Genomic DNA, 14,988 nt, shown 5'->3' on the forward strand with positions numbered 1-14,988 from the left:
TGATTAACTCCTAAACGTTTGGGTCACGCTTTAACTGCGCCAATACACTGAACGGGTTGGACCGCGTTACCTCGTCCTCGCTCGGTTCGGGCTCATCGAGACCCGCCGGCTGCTGGCATTCTTCCGGATGATGAGCAGGCACGATGGGCAAGGCGAGCAAAAGCTCCTCCTCGATCAAAGCCTGCAGATCCAAAGGATCTTCGCCCAGTTCCAGCACGTCATAACCTTTCGGCAACGACTGGGTATTCGCACCCTCCTTCACCACAGCATAACTGCATTCGCTATGGATCGGCAGGGTGACCAGCTCAAGACAACGCTGGCAAACCATTTTGACTTCGACGTCGATGGAGCTGTGGATAACTACAGCTTTACGCTCGTCACGCTCGAAAACGAATTTAGCCTGCACCGTACCGACATTGTCGGAAAGCGGGTCGCAGAGTCTCTCCAAATCGGCCAGCAGCAGTTCACCCTGAAGGGTGGTGCCACGGTCAGCCAATTTGCGCGGGTCAACGTGAGGTGGAATCGGGTCATTCAACATAGGCGCAGCATTATAGGGATGCCCCCGGCCATGTCAAAGGAAATTCAGCCCTGTCCGTCACTTGCAAGCCCCGCTAGAATTCGCGGCCAGCCTCAGGAGATGTGCATGCTGCCTTTATTACTTGCCTCAAGCTCGGCCTACCGTCGCGAATTGCTCACCCGCCTGCGCCTGCCATTCACCTGCAGCTCACCGGATATCGACGAAAGCCACCGCCCCGGGGAATCCGCCACCGAGCTGGTCAAGCGCCTCGCCGAAGAGAAAGCCCGAGCGCTGGCCGCCACCCACCCAGGGCACCTGATCATTGGCTCGGACCAGGTCGCGGTGCTCGGCGAGCGCATCATCGGCAAGCCTCACACTTTCGAAAAGGCACACGAACAGTTGCTCGCCGCCAGCGGCGCCAGCGTGACCTTTCTCACCGGCCTGGCCCTGTTCAACAGCAAGAGCGGCCACTGCCAGATCGACTGCGTACCCTTCACCGTGCATATGCGCGAGCTGAGCCCCGCCCGCATCGAGCGCTACCTGCACGCCGAACAGCCTTATGACTGCGCCGGCAGCTTCAAGGCCGAGGGCCTGGGCATTAGCCTGTTCCGCAGCACCGAGGGCAGCGACGCCAGCAGCCTGATCGGCCTGCCACTGATCCGCCTGGTAGACATGCTGCTCGCCGAAGGCGTGGAAATCCCCTGACCACCCACATAAAAAAGCCGGCCACAAGGCCGGCTTTTCTTGAAAGCAGCGCACTCAGCGCAGCGTCGGCCCCTGAAAGCCCATCCACATGGCCAGATGCTCGGCAACACTGGCACCCAGCTTTTTCGAGAAGCGGTCGAAAGGCGACTCCTGGACGGTGAAGTCCACCAGCTCCTTCTCGCCGACCACATCCCGGGCAACCGAGCTGGCACTGCCCAGACCATCGATCAAGCCCAACTGCAGCGCCTGCTCGCCGGACCAGACCAGGCCGGAGAACAGCTCCGGATGATCCTTATCCTTGAGACGCTCGCCACGCCCCTGCTTGACGCTGGCGATGAACTGGCGATGAGTGGTATCCAGCACGCTCTGCCAGAACTGGGTTTCCTCGGGCTTCTGCGGCTGGAACGGGTCCAGGAACGACTTGTGCTCACCCGAGGTGTAGGTACGACGCTCCACCCCCAGCTTCTCCATGGTGCCGACAAAACCATAACCGGCTGCCGTGACACCGATGGAACCCACCAGGCTCGCCTTGTCGGCATAGATCTGATCGGCAGCGCTGGCAATGTAGTAGGCGCCAGAAGCCCCCAGATCGGAAATCACCGCATAGACCTTGATATTCGGATGCAGACCACGCAGGCGACGGATTTCGTCATAGACATAACCCGACTGCACCGGACTACCACCAGGACTGTTGATACGCAGTACAACACCCTTGACCTTCGAATCCTCGAAAGCAGCACGCAAGCCGGTCACGATGTTGTCGGCGCTCGCCGATTCCTTGTCCGCGATCATCCCCGTCACCTCGATCAGCGCCGTGTAACCGGCACCACGGGTGGCGGTTTTTTCCATATCCATCAACGGCGTAAACAACAGCAGGGCCACAAGCAGATAAACAAAGGTCAGGAATTTGAAGAAAATCCCCCAGCGCCGTGAACGCCGCTGCTCTTGCACACCGGCCAGCAGAGTCTTTTCCAACAGCTTCCAGCTCTTGTCGTCAGCACTGTCGGCAGCCGATTTGCTCGGTGCTTTCCATTCGTCGCTCATGCTTTTACCCCAAAAGACTCAATTGCCCCGCTGGCTGAGCCAGGCATGCAACTGAGGAAAACTATCGATAGACAGACGCGGTTCGTAAGCCTGCAAGGCTTCCAGCGATTGCGCGCCATAACTGACCGCAACCGATGCCATGCCTGCGTTGCGCGCCATCAGCAGGTCGAAGGAGGAATCCCCGACCATCAACGCCTGCTCGGGGCGTACCTCGCAATGGGCCAGGATCTGCTCAAGCATCAACGGATGAGGCTTGCTCGCGGTTTCGTCGGCAGCGCGGGTGATGTCGAAATAATCTTCCCAGCCATGAGCCTTCAGCACCCGATCCAGGCCACGACGCGCTTTACCGGTCGCTACCGCCAGATGATATCCCTCGCGCCGGAAAGCTTCGAGAGACTGCACCACCCCGGCGAACAACGGAGAAGGCTCGGCCTCGAGAGCGATGTAGTGATCGGCATAGTGCTGGCGGAAATCCACCAGCTCGGCATCGCTGATGTGCGGATACAGCGTACGGATCGCCTCCGGCAACCCCAGGCCGATGATGCCCTTGACCGCGAAATCATCGCACCGGGCCAACCCCGAGCGGTCGGAGGCCACATGCATGGCCTCGACTATCCGACCAATGGAGTCAGCCAGGGTGCCGTCCCAGTCGAAGATCAGCAGCTTGTAATCAGGGTGCACTCAGGCGCTCCACAGTCTTGGCCCACATTTCATCCACTGGCGCCTGCAACTTCAGCTCGCCGCCATCAGGCAGCGGCACGGTCAGCATGTAGGCATGCAGAAACAGGCGCTTACCGCCCAGGTCACGAATTTCCTTGGTGAAATCGTCATCGCCGTACTTGCTGTCGCCGGCAATGCAATGCCCGGCATGCAGGGTATGCACACGAATCTGGTGGGTACGACCGGTCACCGGCTTGGCCTCGACCATGGTGGCGAAGTCACCGAAGCGGCGCAGCACCTTGAATACGGTCAAGGCCTCCTTGCCCTCTTCGTTCACTTCGACCATGCGCTCGCCGGAGCGCAGATTGCTCTTGAGCAACGGCGCGCGGACCTGCTTGATCGAGGTCGCCCAGTTGCCGCGCACCAGCGCCATGTAGCGCTTGTCGACACCATCGCCGCGCAAGGCTTCATGCAAATGACGCAGCATGCTGCGTTTCTTGGCGATCATCAGCAGGCCGGAAGTATCGCGGTCGAGGCGATGAACCAGCTCCAACTCCTTGGCGTCCGGGCGCAACTGACGAAAGGCTTCGATCACCCCGAAATTCAGGCCGCTGCCGCCATGCACGGCAATGCCAGCGGGCTTGTTGATCACGATCAGGGCTTTGTCTTCATAGACAATCGAAGCCTCCAGGCGCTGCAACAGCCCCTGCGCCACCGGCACAGGTTCGTCACGCTCAGGCACGCGCACCGGCGGCACGCGCACGATATCGCCCGCCTGCAGCTTGTATTCGGGCTTGATCCGGCCCTTGTTCACTCGCACTTCGCCTTTGCGCAAAATGCGGTAAATCAAGGTCTTGGGCACGCCTTTGAGCCGAGCGAGGAGGAAATTGTCGATTCGTTGGCCGGCATATTCCGGCGAGACCTCAAGCAGTTGAACGCCTGGGGTCGAGGGGGCAGTAGTCGTCATGGCGCAAATGATAACAATTTTTTATGGAATTGAAGCACTTAATGATTACTGCTATAGTCGCGAACGCCGCCAAAAGCGGCCTGGACAGCGGACCAACGGCCAACAGCCGGCCCTGACCAACGCAATTCACCAGGATGCGAGGCCGTCCTACGGGGCTTTCGCTACGAACGGTGGAGTTTTGCAGTTGTAACAAGCGCAGGTGACATGAGGCCTGAAGCACGCCGAAAAGCAGAGTTTGCACTCGCCTTTCGAGCAAATATTCACGGCCAGTTCACAAAGTGCAGTCAGCTACGAACGAACCCGAGCGAGCGCTTCGGAAACACCGCCTAAATTAGCCATGATGCGTGAGCTCCCCTTTCGGAGCTCACGGTAAATGCCAACCCGCTGCGGATTCTGCGCGCGGCAGCACCCGAATTATCAGGGATACGTGTAGGGTGGAGATGCACAACCGTCGGACTGTGTAGCATTAGGCTTTATCAAGACGCTTCATCTCGTCCACAGTCGCCGGTTGATTCCTCCTCCTGATTGAGCTTTTGCTTAAGAGGTGCCTTTTGTCACCCCAGCAAGCAGGACGCGTGAGTCGCGAGTTCGCCCCAACTGGCCGGATTTCGCTAGACACTGGAGCGGCCAACCGCTCCTGACGCACCTGACACCGACCGTGAGAAGTCGTGTGTGCCGAACGCCGTTTCCGGCAGCCCGGAAACCGACGGTACTACATGAAAAGAATGCTGATTAACGCAACTCAACCCGAAGAGTTGCGTGTTGCACTGGTAGATGGCCAACGCCTCTACGACCTGGACATCGAATCCGGTGCACGCGAGCAGAAGAAGGCCAACATCTATAAAGGCCGTATCACTCGCATCGAACCAAGCCTCGAGGCTGCCTTTGTCGATTTCGGCTCTGAGCGCCATGGCTTCCTGCCCCTCAAAGAAATCTCCCGCGAATACTTCAAGAAAGCCCCCGAAGGCCGCGTCAATATCAAGGACGTCCTGAGCGAAGGCCAGGAAGTCATCGTTCAGGTCGAAAAAGAAGAACGTGGCAACAAGGGCGCAGCCCTGACCACCTTCATCAGCCTGGCCGGTCGTTACCTGGTGCTGATGCCGAACAACCCGCGTGCCGGCGGCATCTCCCGCCGCATCGAAGGCGAAGAGCGCAACGAACTGCGCGAAGCCCTGAACGGCCTGGTAGCCCCTGCCGACATGGGTCTGATCGTGCGCACTGCCGGCCTGGGCCGCAGCAGCGAAGAAATGCAGTGGGACCTCGACTACCTGCTGCAACTCTGGACCGCCATCAAAGAAGCCTCGCTGGACCGCGCAGCGCCTTTCCTGATCTACCAGGAAAGCAACGTGATCATCCGCGCCATCCGCGACTACCTGCGCCAGGACATCGGCGAAGTGCTGATCGACAGCGTTGAAGCCCAGGACGAAGCCCTGACCTTCATCCGCCAGGTGATGCCGCAGTACGCCAGCAAGATCAAGCTGTACGAAGACAGCGTTCCGCTGTTCAACCGTTTCCAGATCGAAAGCCAGATCGAAACCGCCTTCCAGCGCGTCGTCGAACTGCCTTCCGGCGGCTCCATCGTCATCGATCCGACCGAAGCCCTGGTGTCCATCGACATCAACTCGGCCCGCGCCACCAAAGGCAGCGACATCGAAGAAACCGCCCTGCAGACCAACCTGGAAGCAGCGGAAGAAATCGCTCGCCAGCTGCGCCTGCGTGACATCGGCGGCCTGATCGTCATCGACTTCATCGACATGACCCCGGCCAAGAACCAGCGCGCCGTGGAAGAGAAAGTCCGCGAATGCCTGGAAGCCGACCGTGCTCGCGTCCAGGTCGGTCGCATCTCGCGCTTCGGCCTGCTGGAAATGTCCCGTCAGCGCCTGCGTCCGTCCCTCGGCGAAAGCAGCGGCATTGTCTGCCCACGCTGCAACGGTACCGGCATCATCCGTGACGTCGAATCACTGTCGCTGGCGATCCTGCGCCTGATCGAAGAAGAAGCCCTGAAAGACCGCACCGCCGAAGTTCGCGCCCAAGTGCCGATTCCGGTCGCCGCCTTCCTGCTCAACGAAAAACGCAACTCGATCACCAAGATCGAACTGCGCACCCGTGCTCGTATCGTCATCCTGCCGAACGACCATCTCGAAACGCCGCACTTCGAAGTCCAGCGTCTGCGCGATGACAGCCCGGAAGCCAGCATCAACCAGTCCAGCTACGAAATCGCCGCTGCCGCTGCCGAAGCCGAAGAAGTCCAGCCAGCCGCCGCGACCCGCACCCTGGTTCGCCAGGAAGCCGCCGTCAAGACCGCTCCAGCTCGCGCCAACGCACCGGTTCCAACCGAAGTTGCCGCCGCTCCTGTTGCCGCTCCGGCCGCCGTTGCCGAGCCAAGCCTGTTCAAAGGCCTGGTGAAGTCCCTGGTCAGCCTGTTCGCCACCAAGGATGAGCCAGCCGCTCCGGTCGTGGTTGAAAAACCGGCCACCGAGCGTCCTGCGCGCAACGAAGAACGCCGCAACGGTCGCCAGCAGAGCCGCAACCGTAACGGTCGCCGCGACGAAGAACGCAAGCCACGCGAAGAACGCGCCCCTCGTGAAGAGCGCGCACCGCGCGAAGCCCGCGAAGAGCGTCAGCCACGTGAAGTCCGCGAGGCTCGCGAGGAAGTCCAGGCCACCGCTCGCGAAGAGCGCGCGCCACGTCCGCCACGGGAAGAGCGTCAACCACGCCCACCACGCGAAGACCGCAAGCCACGTGGCGAGCGTGAAGAGCGTGTGCGTGAACTGCGCGAACCGCTGGACGCCGCTCCTGCCGCTACCGCTGAAGAGCGCCCGGCTCGCCAGCCACGCGAAGAGCGTCAACCTCGCCCACCGCGTGAAGAGCGTCAACCTCGTGCCGAACAGGCCGCTGCCGTAGCTGAAGAAGAACTGCTGCCGAACGAAGAGCAACTGCAGGAAGAGGGTCAGGAGAACGCCGAGGGCGATCGTCCACGCCGCCGCTCCCGTGGCCAGCGTCGTCGCAGCAACCGTCGTGAGCGTCAGCGTGACGCCAACGGCAATGTGATCGAAGGTTCGGAAGAAAACAGCGAAGAGCCAAGCAGCGCCGATTTGGCCGCAGGCCTGGCGGTCACCGCCGCCGTTGCCAGCACTGTGATCAGCGCCCCGGCCGAAGCCCAGGCTCACGAGCAGGCCGAACGTGCGACCGCCGCTACCCAGGAAGCCGCACCGACCGTCGAAGCACCGGTAGTCGAGGCCACCACTGCGGTAGAGATTCCAGCAGCACCTGCTGTTGAAGTCGCCCAGGTTCATGAGGAGCAGCGCGAAGAACAAGCCGCGGAACCCGCAGTTGTTGCAGAACAACCTGCAGTAGTTACCGAGCCTGTGGTCGAAGCGCCAGTCGCTGAAGCACCAGCGGCAGAGCCAGCTCAGGAAGCACCTCGTGCCTTCGAGCGCGCCGACGAGGCGATCGTTGCCGAAGCGCCTGCGCCAGTCGCAGAAGTTGTGGCTGAAGCAGTCGTGGCCGCTGAACCTGTAGTTGCTGAACCTGTAGCCGCCGAGCCTGTGGTTGCCGCACCGGCAGCACCGGTTGAAGCACCTGCCGCCGAAGTGGCTGCGCCAGCTGTCGAGGCCGCACCGGTCAGCGCCCTGACCAGCACCGGTCGCGCGCCAAACGACCCACGTGAAGTGCGTCGTCGCAAGCGCGAAGCCGAGCGTCTGCAGAAGGAAGCCGAACTGGCTGCCGCTGCCGCCGCTGAAGCTCCGGTAGAAGCCGTAGTGGCTGCCGAGCCTGCGCCGGTGGTTGCCGAGGTGGTCGAGGCAGCTCCTGCTGCCGAACCGGCCATCGAGCAACCTGCCCCTGCCGCCGACGAAGCCCCGCGCTCCGTCGAAGAAGTGGTAGAGCACAAGCCCAAGGCCCAGGAAGAAGAGCACGAGCCTAAACCCCTCGTCTGATTCCTAGCCCGATAAAAAGCCCCGCCCGGTCACCCAGGCGGGGCTTTTTTATGCCTGCAATTCTTCGATCATCATGTTCGCTGCAAGAACGAGCACAGCGATCTCAGCCGGTAAAAACCAACGCCTGCGGCACATCCACATCCCATAACACGCCTGCATCCGCCAGCTCTACCTCGACAACCTGCCCCGCGGCAAATAGTGGCCTGGCTCCTCGATCCCCCGACAGACTCTGCAACGCCGGCCCAAAGGCCGAGCCAAAAGCCACCGGATGACCATAGGCACCGTCATGCACAGGCACCCGGATCATCTGCTCGCCCAGCCCCTGCGCCATACTCTCGATACTCGACGGCAGGATAAAGGGCATATCCCCCAGCACCACCAGCCAGCCACTGGCATCGGCGCAGGCTCCGACGGCGGCCGCGAGGCTGTCGCCCATGCCCGGCGAATCCAGAAGTACCACCTGGCAGCCATAGGCTTCAGCCAGGGCAATCACTTCAGAGCGATCCGGCGTTGTTACCAGCACCCTGCGAGCCAACAGCGCGGGCAAGTTCTTCAAGACCTGTTCGATTACCGGCCTGATGACCGAGTCCCGCCCCCGGCATGGGGCCAGCAGCTTGTCCTGCTCGGCCCCCGCCACCTGCCGATAACGGCTGCCCTGCCCCGCGGCCAGGACCACCGCGCACAGCGACTGACTCAAGCACTCACCTGCGCAGTGACTTGAGACGGCTTTTTCTGCCACAGGTCGATGCCGTTCTTGATAGCGACGATCTCCGACATCACCGACAAGGCAATCTCCGCCGGGGTATGGCTGCCGATGTGCAGTCCGATAGGCCCGTGCAGGCGTTCTATGGCCTGCGGCTCCAGCCCCAACTGGGCCAGATTCTCCCGACGTTTCTGACTGTTGACCCGAGAGCCCAGCGCCCCGACGTAAAACGCCCGAGAATTGAGCGCGGTCAACAGCGCCATGTCATCCAGCCTGGGGTCATGGGTCAGCGCGACAATGGCGGTACGCTCGTCGGTCTCGATGCTCAGCACCGCATCGTCCGGCATCCCCGGCACAAAACGCCCGTGCTGCTCTTCCCAGCCGTAGACGAACTCCTTGCGCGGATCGCAGATCAGCACTTCGAAGTCCAGCAGCCGCGCCATTTCCGCCACATACCGCGACAATTGCCCGGCGCCGATCAGCAATAGCCGCCAGCGCGGGCCATAGATTGCCCGCAGGGTCGTGTCATCGAAGCTCAGCAGGTCAGTCTTGCTGGCCGGTTTCAGCAGCACTTCGCCGCTGCTCAGGTTCAACTCCCGGGCAACGATCTCATGGGCCTCGCAACGCGCCAGCAGTTCGGCGACCCAGGCCGGATCTCCAACCCGCTCCTCGGTCAGGCGCAGGGTGCCGCCGCAAGGCAGGCCAAAACGCGCGGCCTCCTCGCGGGTCACGCCATAGGTCACCCACTGCACCGGCGGTCCGTCCAGAGGCAGGCGGCCATCGTGCAAACGGGCAATCAGGTCGTCCTCGATACAACCGCCCGAGACCGAGCCGATCACCATGCCGTCTTCGCGCAAGGCCAGCATCGCACCCGGTGGCCGCGGCGCGCTGCCCCAGGTCTGGACCACGCTGTACAAGGTCACGCCCTGCCCCGCGCGGCGCCACTCCAGCACGCTGCGCAGGACATTCAGGTCGACGCTGTCCATCAGGCCTTGCCCGCTTGTTGCCAGCCTTGCAGTTGGTAACGCACTGGCAGGTTGCGGATGCGCTTGCCGGTGGCGGCAAAGATCGCATTGCACAGGGCCGGCGCGATCGGCGGCACGCCCGGCTCACCGACACCGCCCAACGGCACATCGCCCGGCGGCGTCACCAAGTGCACGGCGACTTCCTTCGGCGCCAGGGACATGCGCGCCACTTCATACATATGGAAGTTGTCCTGCTGGACCTTGCCGTCCTTGAAGCTGATCTCGCCCACCACCGCATTGCCCAGGCCCATCACACAGGCGCCCTCGAACTGCGAGCGGATACGCTCGGGGTTGATCTGCGGACCGCAGTCCACGGCGATATCGGCCTTGTGCACGATCAAGGTGCCATCGTCCTTGACCTCGACCTCGATCACCGCCGCCACGTAGGTGACGAAGCTGTAGTGCACCGCCAGCCCCAGGCCGCGGCCCTTGGGCAGGCTGCGCCCCCAGCCCGCCGCCTTGGCCGCCGTCTCCAGCACGCCGCGCATGCGAGCGGTGTCGATCGGGTAACGCTCCGGCGACTCGCCGTAGTTCCATTCTTCGCTCAAGGTCCGGGGGTCGATCCGACGATCCGGCCCCAGCAGTTTGAGCTGGTACTTCAACGGGTCCTGCCCCGCCTTGTGGGCCAGTTCGTCGACAAAGCTCTGAATGGCGAAACCGTGGGGGATGTTCGACACCGAGCGATACCAGCCAACCCGGGTATGCGCGGCAGCCTCGGGGTTTTCCAGGCGCACATTGGGAATCGCATAGGCCAGGTTGGTAAAGCCCATGCCCAGTTCGAAGGCGGCCTCATGGTTCATGCCCGGGGCGAACAGCGCAGTGATGCTCGGCGCCACGGTGCGGTGCAGCCAGCCGGAGGGCATGCCGTCCTTGTTCAGGCTGGCCTTGAGGTATTCCGCCGACACGGTGTGGAAGTAGGAGTTGTGAATGTCGTCTTCGCGGGTCCATTGCACCCGCACCGCCTTGCCCGGCACTTCCTTGGCGAGGATCGCCGCCTCGAGGACGAAGTCGGGCTTGGATTTACGGCCGAAGCCACCGCCGAGCAGGGTGATATTGACCGTCACCTTGTCGAAGGGAATGCCCAGGCGCTCGGCGATACGTTCGCGGGTCACCTGTGGCGCCTGGCTCGGCGCCCAGGCTTCGCACTGGCCGTCCTTGAAGCGCGCCACGGCGACCATTGGCTCCATCGGCGCCTGCGCCAGGTGCGGCAGGTAGTAGGAGGCCTCCAGGCTGCTGTCGGCGCTGCTCATGGCTTCATCGATATTGCCGGTGCTGCGTACCACTTTGCCCGGCTTGAGCGCCGCGGCTTCCAACTCCTTGCGGTAGGCAATCGAGTCGTAGCCGGCATTGACGCCATCGTCCCATTCGATCTTCAGCGACTCGCGGCCCTTGATCGCTGCCCAGGTATTGCTGGCGATCACCGCCACGCCACCCAGCGGCTGGAACTCGGAAGGCAGCGGACGGCTGTCGATCTGCACCACCTTGATCACGCCCGGGACCTTCAGCGCCGCGCCGCCATCGAAGGATTTGACCTTGCCGCCATAGACCCGTGGGCGCGCGACAGTGGCGAAGAGCATGCCGTCGAAATGCACATCGGCGCCGTAGACCGCCTGGCCGTTGACGATATCCGCACCGTCGATGGCGCGGGTGCCCTCCTTGCCGATGTAACGGAATTCGCTTGGTTGCTTCAGGCGCAGACTGTCGCGGGCCGGCACCGCCAGGGCGCTCGCCGCGGCGGCCAGAGCGCCGTAGCCCAGTTCGCGACCGCTCGGTTGGTGGATCACTTTATGCAGTTGGGCCCGGCACTCGGCCAGCGGGACTTTCCACTGCTCCGCCGCTGCCTGCTCGAGCATGGTCCGGGTGGCCGCGCCGCAGCGGCGCATCGGCTCGTACCAATGGCGCATGCTGCGCGAGCCGTCGGTGTCCTGGTTACCGAAAAGCGCCTCGTCGCCCGGCGCCTGCCTGACCTTCACCAGCGCCCAGTCGGCCTCCAGTTCGTCAGCGACCACCATGCTCAGGCTGGTACGCACGCCCTGGCCCATTTCCGAACGGTTGCAGAGCACGGTCACGCTGCCATCGGTGGCGATGCTCACGTACACCTTGGGGTCGTCGACCCAACCGTTGGGCATGCCGTCGGCACCGAACTTCTTCTCTTCGGCAAAGGCATCCTGCCAACCCCAACTGGCCGCCAGCACCAGTGCACCGGTGGCGCCGACGCCCTTGAGAAAACCGCGGCGGCTGAGGTTGCTCAAGGCAAAATCATTCGGCAACTGGCTCATGCCTTGGCCTCCTTCAGGTGGGTGGATGCCTGGCGGATGGCGGTCTTGATCCGGTTGTAGGTGCCGCAACGGCAGATGTTGCCGACCATGGCGGCTTCGATCTGTTCGTCACTGGGGTTGGGGTTGACCTTGAGCAAGGCGGTGGCCGACATGATCTGCCCGCCCTGGCAGTAGCCGCACTGGGCTACTGCACTGTCCAGCCAGGCCTGCTGCACGACTTTTCCGACCGGGTCGCTGTGCAGGTTGTCGATGGTGCTGACGTTCTGCCCAACCACCGAGCCGATCGGCGTGATGCAACTGCGCGCCGGGGAGCCGTCGATATGGATGGTGCATGCGCCGCACAGGCCCATGCCGCAACCGAACTTGGTGCCGTTGTAGCCCGCCACGTCGCGGATAGCCCAGAGCAGCGGCATGTCCTCGGTGACATCCAGTTGGTGATCTTGACCGTTGAGTTTCAGGGTAATCATGGGCACGCCCGCATATTTTCCGTTTATGGGGTCGAGCAATCTGCCGTTGAGTACAACGACTTGCGGGAGCAGATCGACTCAGGCTAATGGGCTCTCTTATGAAGACGGGGAGTCTTCACCGGGCCTTTGGAGGTACAAATACTTGCATTGTTAGCAGGCTAAGTTAAGCCGCAATTAACAAAAAAACCTTGCAGGGAGTGAACCCGTGCAAGGCTTTGGTGGTGCGTTCTGAGCTTAGTTCAACTGAACGGACTCAATAGAGATTGGGCTCCATCTCCAGATGAACCTGGAAGCGCTCGACAATATCCTGCTGGATCCTTCGCGCCAGGCTTAACAGCTGCAAGCCCGTGGCATGGCCATGGTTGACCAGCACCAGCGACTGCAAGCGATGGACGCCGGCATCGCCGTCACGAAAACCTTTCCAGCCCGCCTGCTCGATCAACCAGCCGGCCGCCAGTTTCACCTGCCCGTCCGGCTGTGGATAACCCACCAGCCCCGCGTGCCGCTGCCTGATCTCGGCTGCCAGCGCAGCGGACACCACCGGGTTCTTGAAGAAGCTGCCGGCATTGCCCAGCACGGCCGGGTCCGGGAGCTTCTCGCTGCGGATGCTGCAAATGGCGCGACTGACATCGCTGGCCGTCGGATGCTCGATGCCCTGCTCGCTCAGACGCTGGCGCACCGGGCCGTATTCCAGGTGCAGATGCTCGCTGCGGGCCAGGGCAAAACGCACCCGCAGAATCAGCCAGCGGCCAGCCTCTTGCTTGAACAGGCTATCGCGGTAGGCGAACTGGCATTGTTCCAGGCTGAAATCGCGCAGCTCGCCGCTCTGCCGATCCAGCGCGGTCAGGCCGGCGAACACATCCTTGATCTCGACCCCATAGGCGCCGATGTTCTGCATCGGTGCCGCGCCCACAGTCCCCGGAATCAGGCTGAGGTTTTCCAGGCCGGACAAGCCCTGCTCAAGGGTCCATTGCACGAACGGATGCCAGGTCTCGCCGGCTTCGGCCTCGACCACCACTTGCTGGCCATCATCGCTCAGCAGGCGAATGCCCCGAGTACTCATGCGCAAGACCAACGCCGGAATATCAGCGGTCAGCAGCAGATTGCTGCCGCCGCCAATCACCAGCAGCGGCAGTTGATGCTGCGCCGAATAGGCCAGCGCCTCACGCACGTCGGCGTCGCTGTGGGCCTCGGCGAACAGTTGCGCGCGCACATCGACGCCGAAAGTGTTGAAGGGTTTGAGGGAAACCTGGGACTGCAGATGCAAGCTCATAGCCGCCCCTTCAGTTCGATCACCAGCCGGTCGCTGGCGTATTCGATCAGGTCCAGGACCTGCTCGAAACCTTGTTCACCGTCGTAGTAAGGATCCGGCACCTCGTCCACCGCCGCCTCGTAGCGACGCAGGAACAGGTCCAGTTCGGCCTTGCCCTGGGCCGGCTGCAGCGCCTTGAGGTTGCGCAGGTTGCTTTCGTCCATGGCCAGGATCAGGTCGTAGCGGGCAAAGTCCGCGCTGCTGACCTGCTGGGCGCGCTGGGCCGACAGGTCATAGCCGCGCAACAGCGCCGCGCGCTGGCTGCGCTTGTCCGGCGCCTTGCCGATGTGCCATTCGCCGGTCCCCGCGGACGCGACTTCGACCCGATCGGCCAGCCCCGCTTCGCGCAACTTGTGGCGCAATACGCCCTCCGCCGTCGGCGAACGGCAGATATTGCCCAGGCAGACAAACAGAACCCGCATCAGGCCTCCAGCAGGCGACGAACGCGCTCAAGGTCTTCGGCGGTATCGACACCGCCAGGCGGCGCTTCCAGGGCATCGGCGACATGAATACGCACGCCGTGCCACAAGGCCCGCAACTGCTCCAGCGACTCAGTGTTTTCCAGCCAGCACGGGCCCCAGCTGACGAAGTCATGCAGGAAGCCGGCGCGGTAGGCATAGATGCCGATATGGCGGCGATAAGGCACGCCTTCCGGCAGCAGGTCGCGGTTTTTCGCAAAGGCGTCGCGCGCCCAGGGCAAGGTGGCGCGGCTGAAGGTCAGGGCCAGGCCGTTGATGTCACTGACCACCTTGACCACGTTCGGGTTGAACAGGGTCTCGACGTCCTTGATCGGCTCGGCCAGGGTGGCCATGCTCGCTTCGGCGTGGGCGGCCAGGTTGGCGGCCACCTGGTCGATCACCGCTGGCGGGATCAACGGTTCGTCGCCCTGGACGTTGACCACGATGGCGTCCGCGGCCAGGCCCAGCTGGCTGGCGACTTCCGCCAGGCGATCGGTCCCGGAGTTGTGGTCCTCGCGGGTCAGCACCGCTTCGGCGCCGAAACCCTGGCAGGCCTCGACGATACGCACATCATCGGTCGCCACCACCACGCGCTGGGCGCCGCTCTTGCAGGCCTGTTCCCAGACGTGCTGGATCATCGGCTTGCCGGCGATCAACTGCAGCGGTTTACCCGGCAGGCGGGTGGAGGCGAATCGGGCTGGAATGACAACGGTAAAGGCTGTGGTCATTTATCCAGGCGCTCGTCGGTGCTGAGGGTGCGGGCTTCGCTTTCCAGCATGACCGGGATGCCATCGCGGATCGGATAGGCCAGGCCGGCGCCCTTGCTGATCAGCTCGGTCTTGTCGGCGCTGAGCTTCAGCGGTCCCTTGCAGATCGGGCAAGCGAGGATATCGAGCAATTTGGTGTCCATGAG

Annotated in this window: 14 protein-coding genes; 2 read left to right on the forward strand and 12 right to left on the reverse strand. The window is 62.7% G+C overall.

The window, feature by feature from the left end; genetic code table 11:
• Positions 1–10 precede the first annotated feature (10 nt).
• The gene (locus J4D52_RS12090) at positions 11–538 is read right to left on the reverse strand and encodes a YceD family protein (RefSeq protein WP_009047832.1); all 528 of its coding nucleotides are present in this window, start codon (positions 536–538) and stop codon (positions 11–13) included.
• A gap of 105 nt (positions 539–643) precedes the next feature.
• On the opposite strand from J4D52_RS12090, the gene J4D52_RS12095 reads away from it, so the two are divergent.
• A complete protein-coding gene (locus J4D52_RS12095) occupies positions 644–1,222 on the forward strand; it encodes a nucleoside triphosphate pyrophosphatase (protein WP_102676835.1) in 579 nt (192 codons plus the stop codon).
• Positions 1,223–1,276: 54 nt separating this feature from the next.
• Here J4D52_RS12095 and sppA read toward each other — a convergent pair whose 3' ends face one another.
• From sppA to rluC, 3 genes are read right to left on the reverse strand one after another with little or no spacing between them, the layout of a single operon-like run.
• Positions 1,277–2,266 carry a signal peptide peptidase SppA gene (sppA, locus tag J4D52_RS12100; protein WP_102676836.1) on the reverse strand — a complete coding sequence of 330 codons (990 nt, stop codon included), beginning with the start codon at positions 2,264–2,266 and terminating at the stop codon, positions 1,277–1,279.
• Between the two features lie 18 nt (positions 2,267–2,284).
• On the reverse strand, positions 2,285–2,947 hold the full coding sequence (locus J4D52_RS12105; RefSeq protein ID WP_102676837.1) for an HAD-IA family hydrolase: 663 nt from the start codon (positions 2,945–2,947) through the stop codon (positions 2,285–2,287).
• On the reverse strand, positions 2,937–3,893 hold the full coding sequence (rluC, locus tag J4D52_RS12110) for a 23S rRNA pseudouridine(955/2504/2580) synthase RluC (protein WP_007928042.1): 957 nt from the start codon (positions 3,891–3,893) through the stop codon (positions 2,937–2,939). The genes J4D52_RS12105 and rluC overlap by 11 nt, the downstream gene beginning before the upstream one ends.
• Before the next feature lie 716 nt (positions 3,894–4,609).
• On the opposite strand from rluC, the gene rne reads away from it, so the two are divergent.
• Positions 4,610–7,831, forward strand: coding sequence for a ribonuclease E (gene rne, locus J4D52_RS12115; protein ID WP_102676838.1), 3,222 nt, complete (start codon positions 4,610–4,612; stop codon positions 7,829–7,831).
• Between the two features lie 103 nt (positions 7,832–7,934).
• On the opposite strand, the gene J4D52_RS12120 is transcribed toward rne, so the two are convergent.
• The 8 genes from J4D52_RS12120 to J4D52_RS12155 form a co-directional block, all read right to left on the reverse strand.
• On the reverse strand, positions 7,935–8,528 hold the full coding sequence (locus tag J4D52_RS12120; protein ID WP_102676839.1) for an NTP transferase domain-containing protein: 594 nt from the start codon (positions 8,526–8,528) through the stop codon (positions 7,935–7,937).
• Positions 8,525–9,520, reverse strand: a complete 996-nt coding sequence (locus J4D52_RS12125) for an XdhC family protein (protein ID WP_102676840.1) — start codon at positions 9,518–9,520, stop codon at positions 8,525–8,527. The genes J4D52_RS12120 and J4D52_RS12125 overlap by 4 nt, the downstream gene beginning before the upstream one ends.
• Entirely contained in the window at positions 9,520–11,838 is a 2,319-nt protein-coding gene (locus J4D52_RS12130) for a xanthine dehydrogenase family protein molybdopterin-binding subunit (RefSeq protein ID WP_102676841.1), read from the reverse strand. Before J4D52_RS12130 ends, J4D52_RS12125 begins: the two co-directional genes overlap by 1 nt.
• Positions 11,835–12,305, reverse strand: coding sequence for a (2Fe-2S)-binding protein (locus J4D52_RS12135; protein WP_016702177.1), 471 nt, complete (start codon positions 12,303–12,305; stop codon positions 11,835–11,837). The genes J4D52_RS12130 and J4D52_RS12135 overlap by 4 nt, the downstream gene beginning before the upstream one ends.
• Before the next feature lie 253 nt (positions 12,306–12,558).
• A complete protein-coding gene (gene murB, locus J4D52_RS12140; protein ID WP_025804350.1) occupies positions 12,559–13,578 on the reverse strand; it encodes a UDP-N-acetylmuramate dehydrogenase in 1,020 nt (339 codons plus the stop codon).
• Positions 13,575–14,039 carry a low molecular weight protein-tyrosine-phosphatase gene (locus tag J4D52_RS12145; protein WP_007931667.1) on the reverse strand — a complete coding sequence of 155 codons (465 nt, stop codon included), beginning with the start codon at positions 14,037–14,039 and terminating at the stop codon, positions 13,575–13,577. The genes murB and J4D52_RS12145 overlap by 4 nt, the downstream gene beginning before the upstream one ends.
• Complete coding sequence (kdsB, locus tag J4D52_RS12150) at positions 14,039–14,803, reverse strand: 3-deoxy-manno-octulosonate cytidylyltransferase (protein ID WP_102676842.1); 765 nt, start codon at positions 14,801–14,803, stop codon at positions 14,039–14,041. Before kdsB ends, J4D52_RS12145 begins: the two co-directional genes overlap by 1 nt.
• The gene (locus tag J4D52_RS12155; RefSeq protein WP_007931663.1) at positions 14,800–14,985 is read right to left on the reverse strand and encodes a Trm112 family protein; all 186 of its coding nucleotides are present in this window, start codon (positions 14,983–14,985) and stop codon (positions 14,800–14,802) included. The genes kdsB and J4D52_RS12155 overlap by 4 nt, the downstream gene beginning before the upstream one ends.
• Positions 14,986–14,988: the final 3 nt, after the last annotated feature.

It is taken from the genome of Pseudomonas sp. GW460-12-10-14-TSB1 (assembly GCF_017349775.1).
Classification (GTDB): Bacteria; Pseudomonadota; Gammaproteobacteria; order Pseudomonadales; family Pseudomonadaceae; genus Aquipseudomonas; species Aquipseudomonas piscium.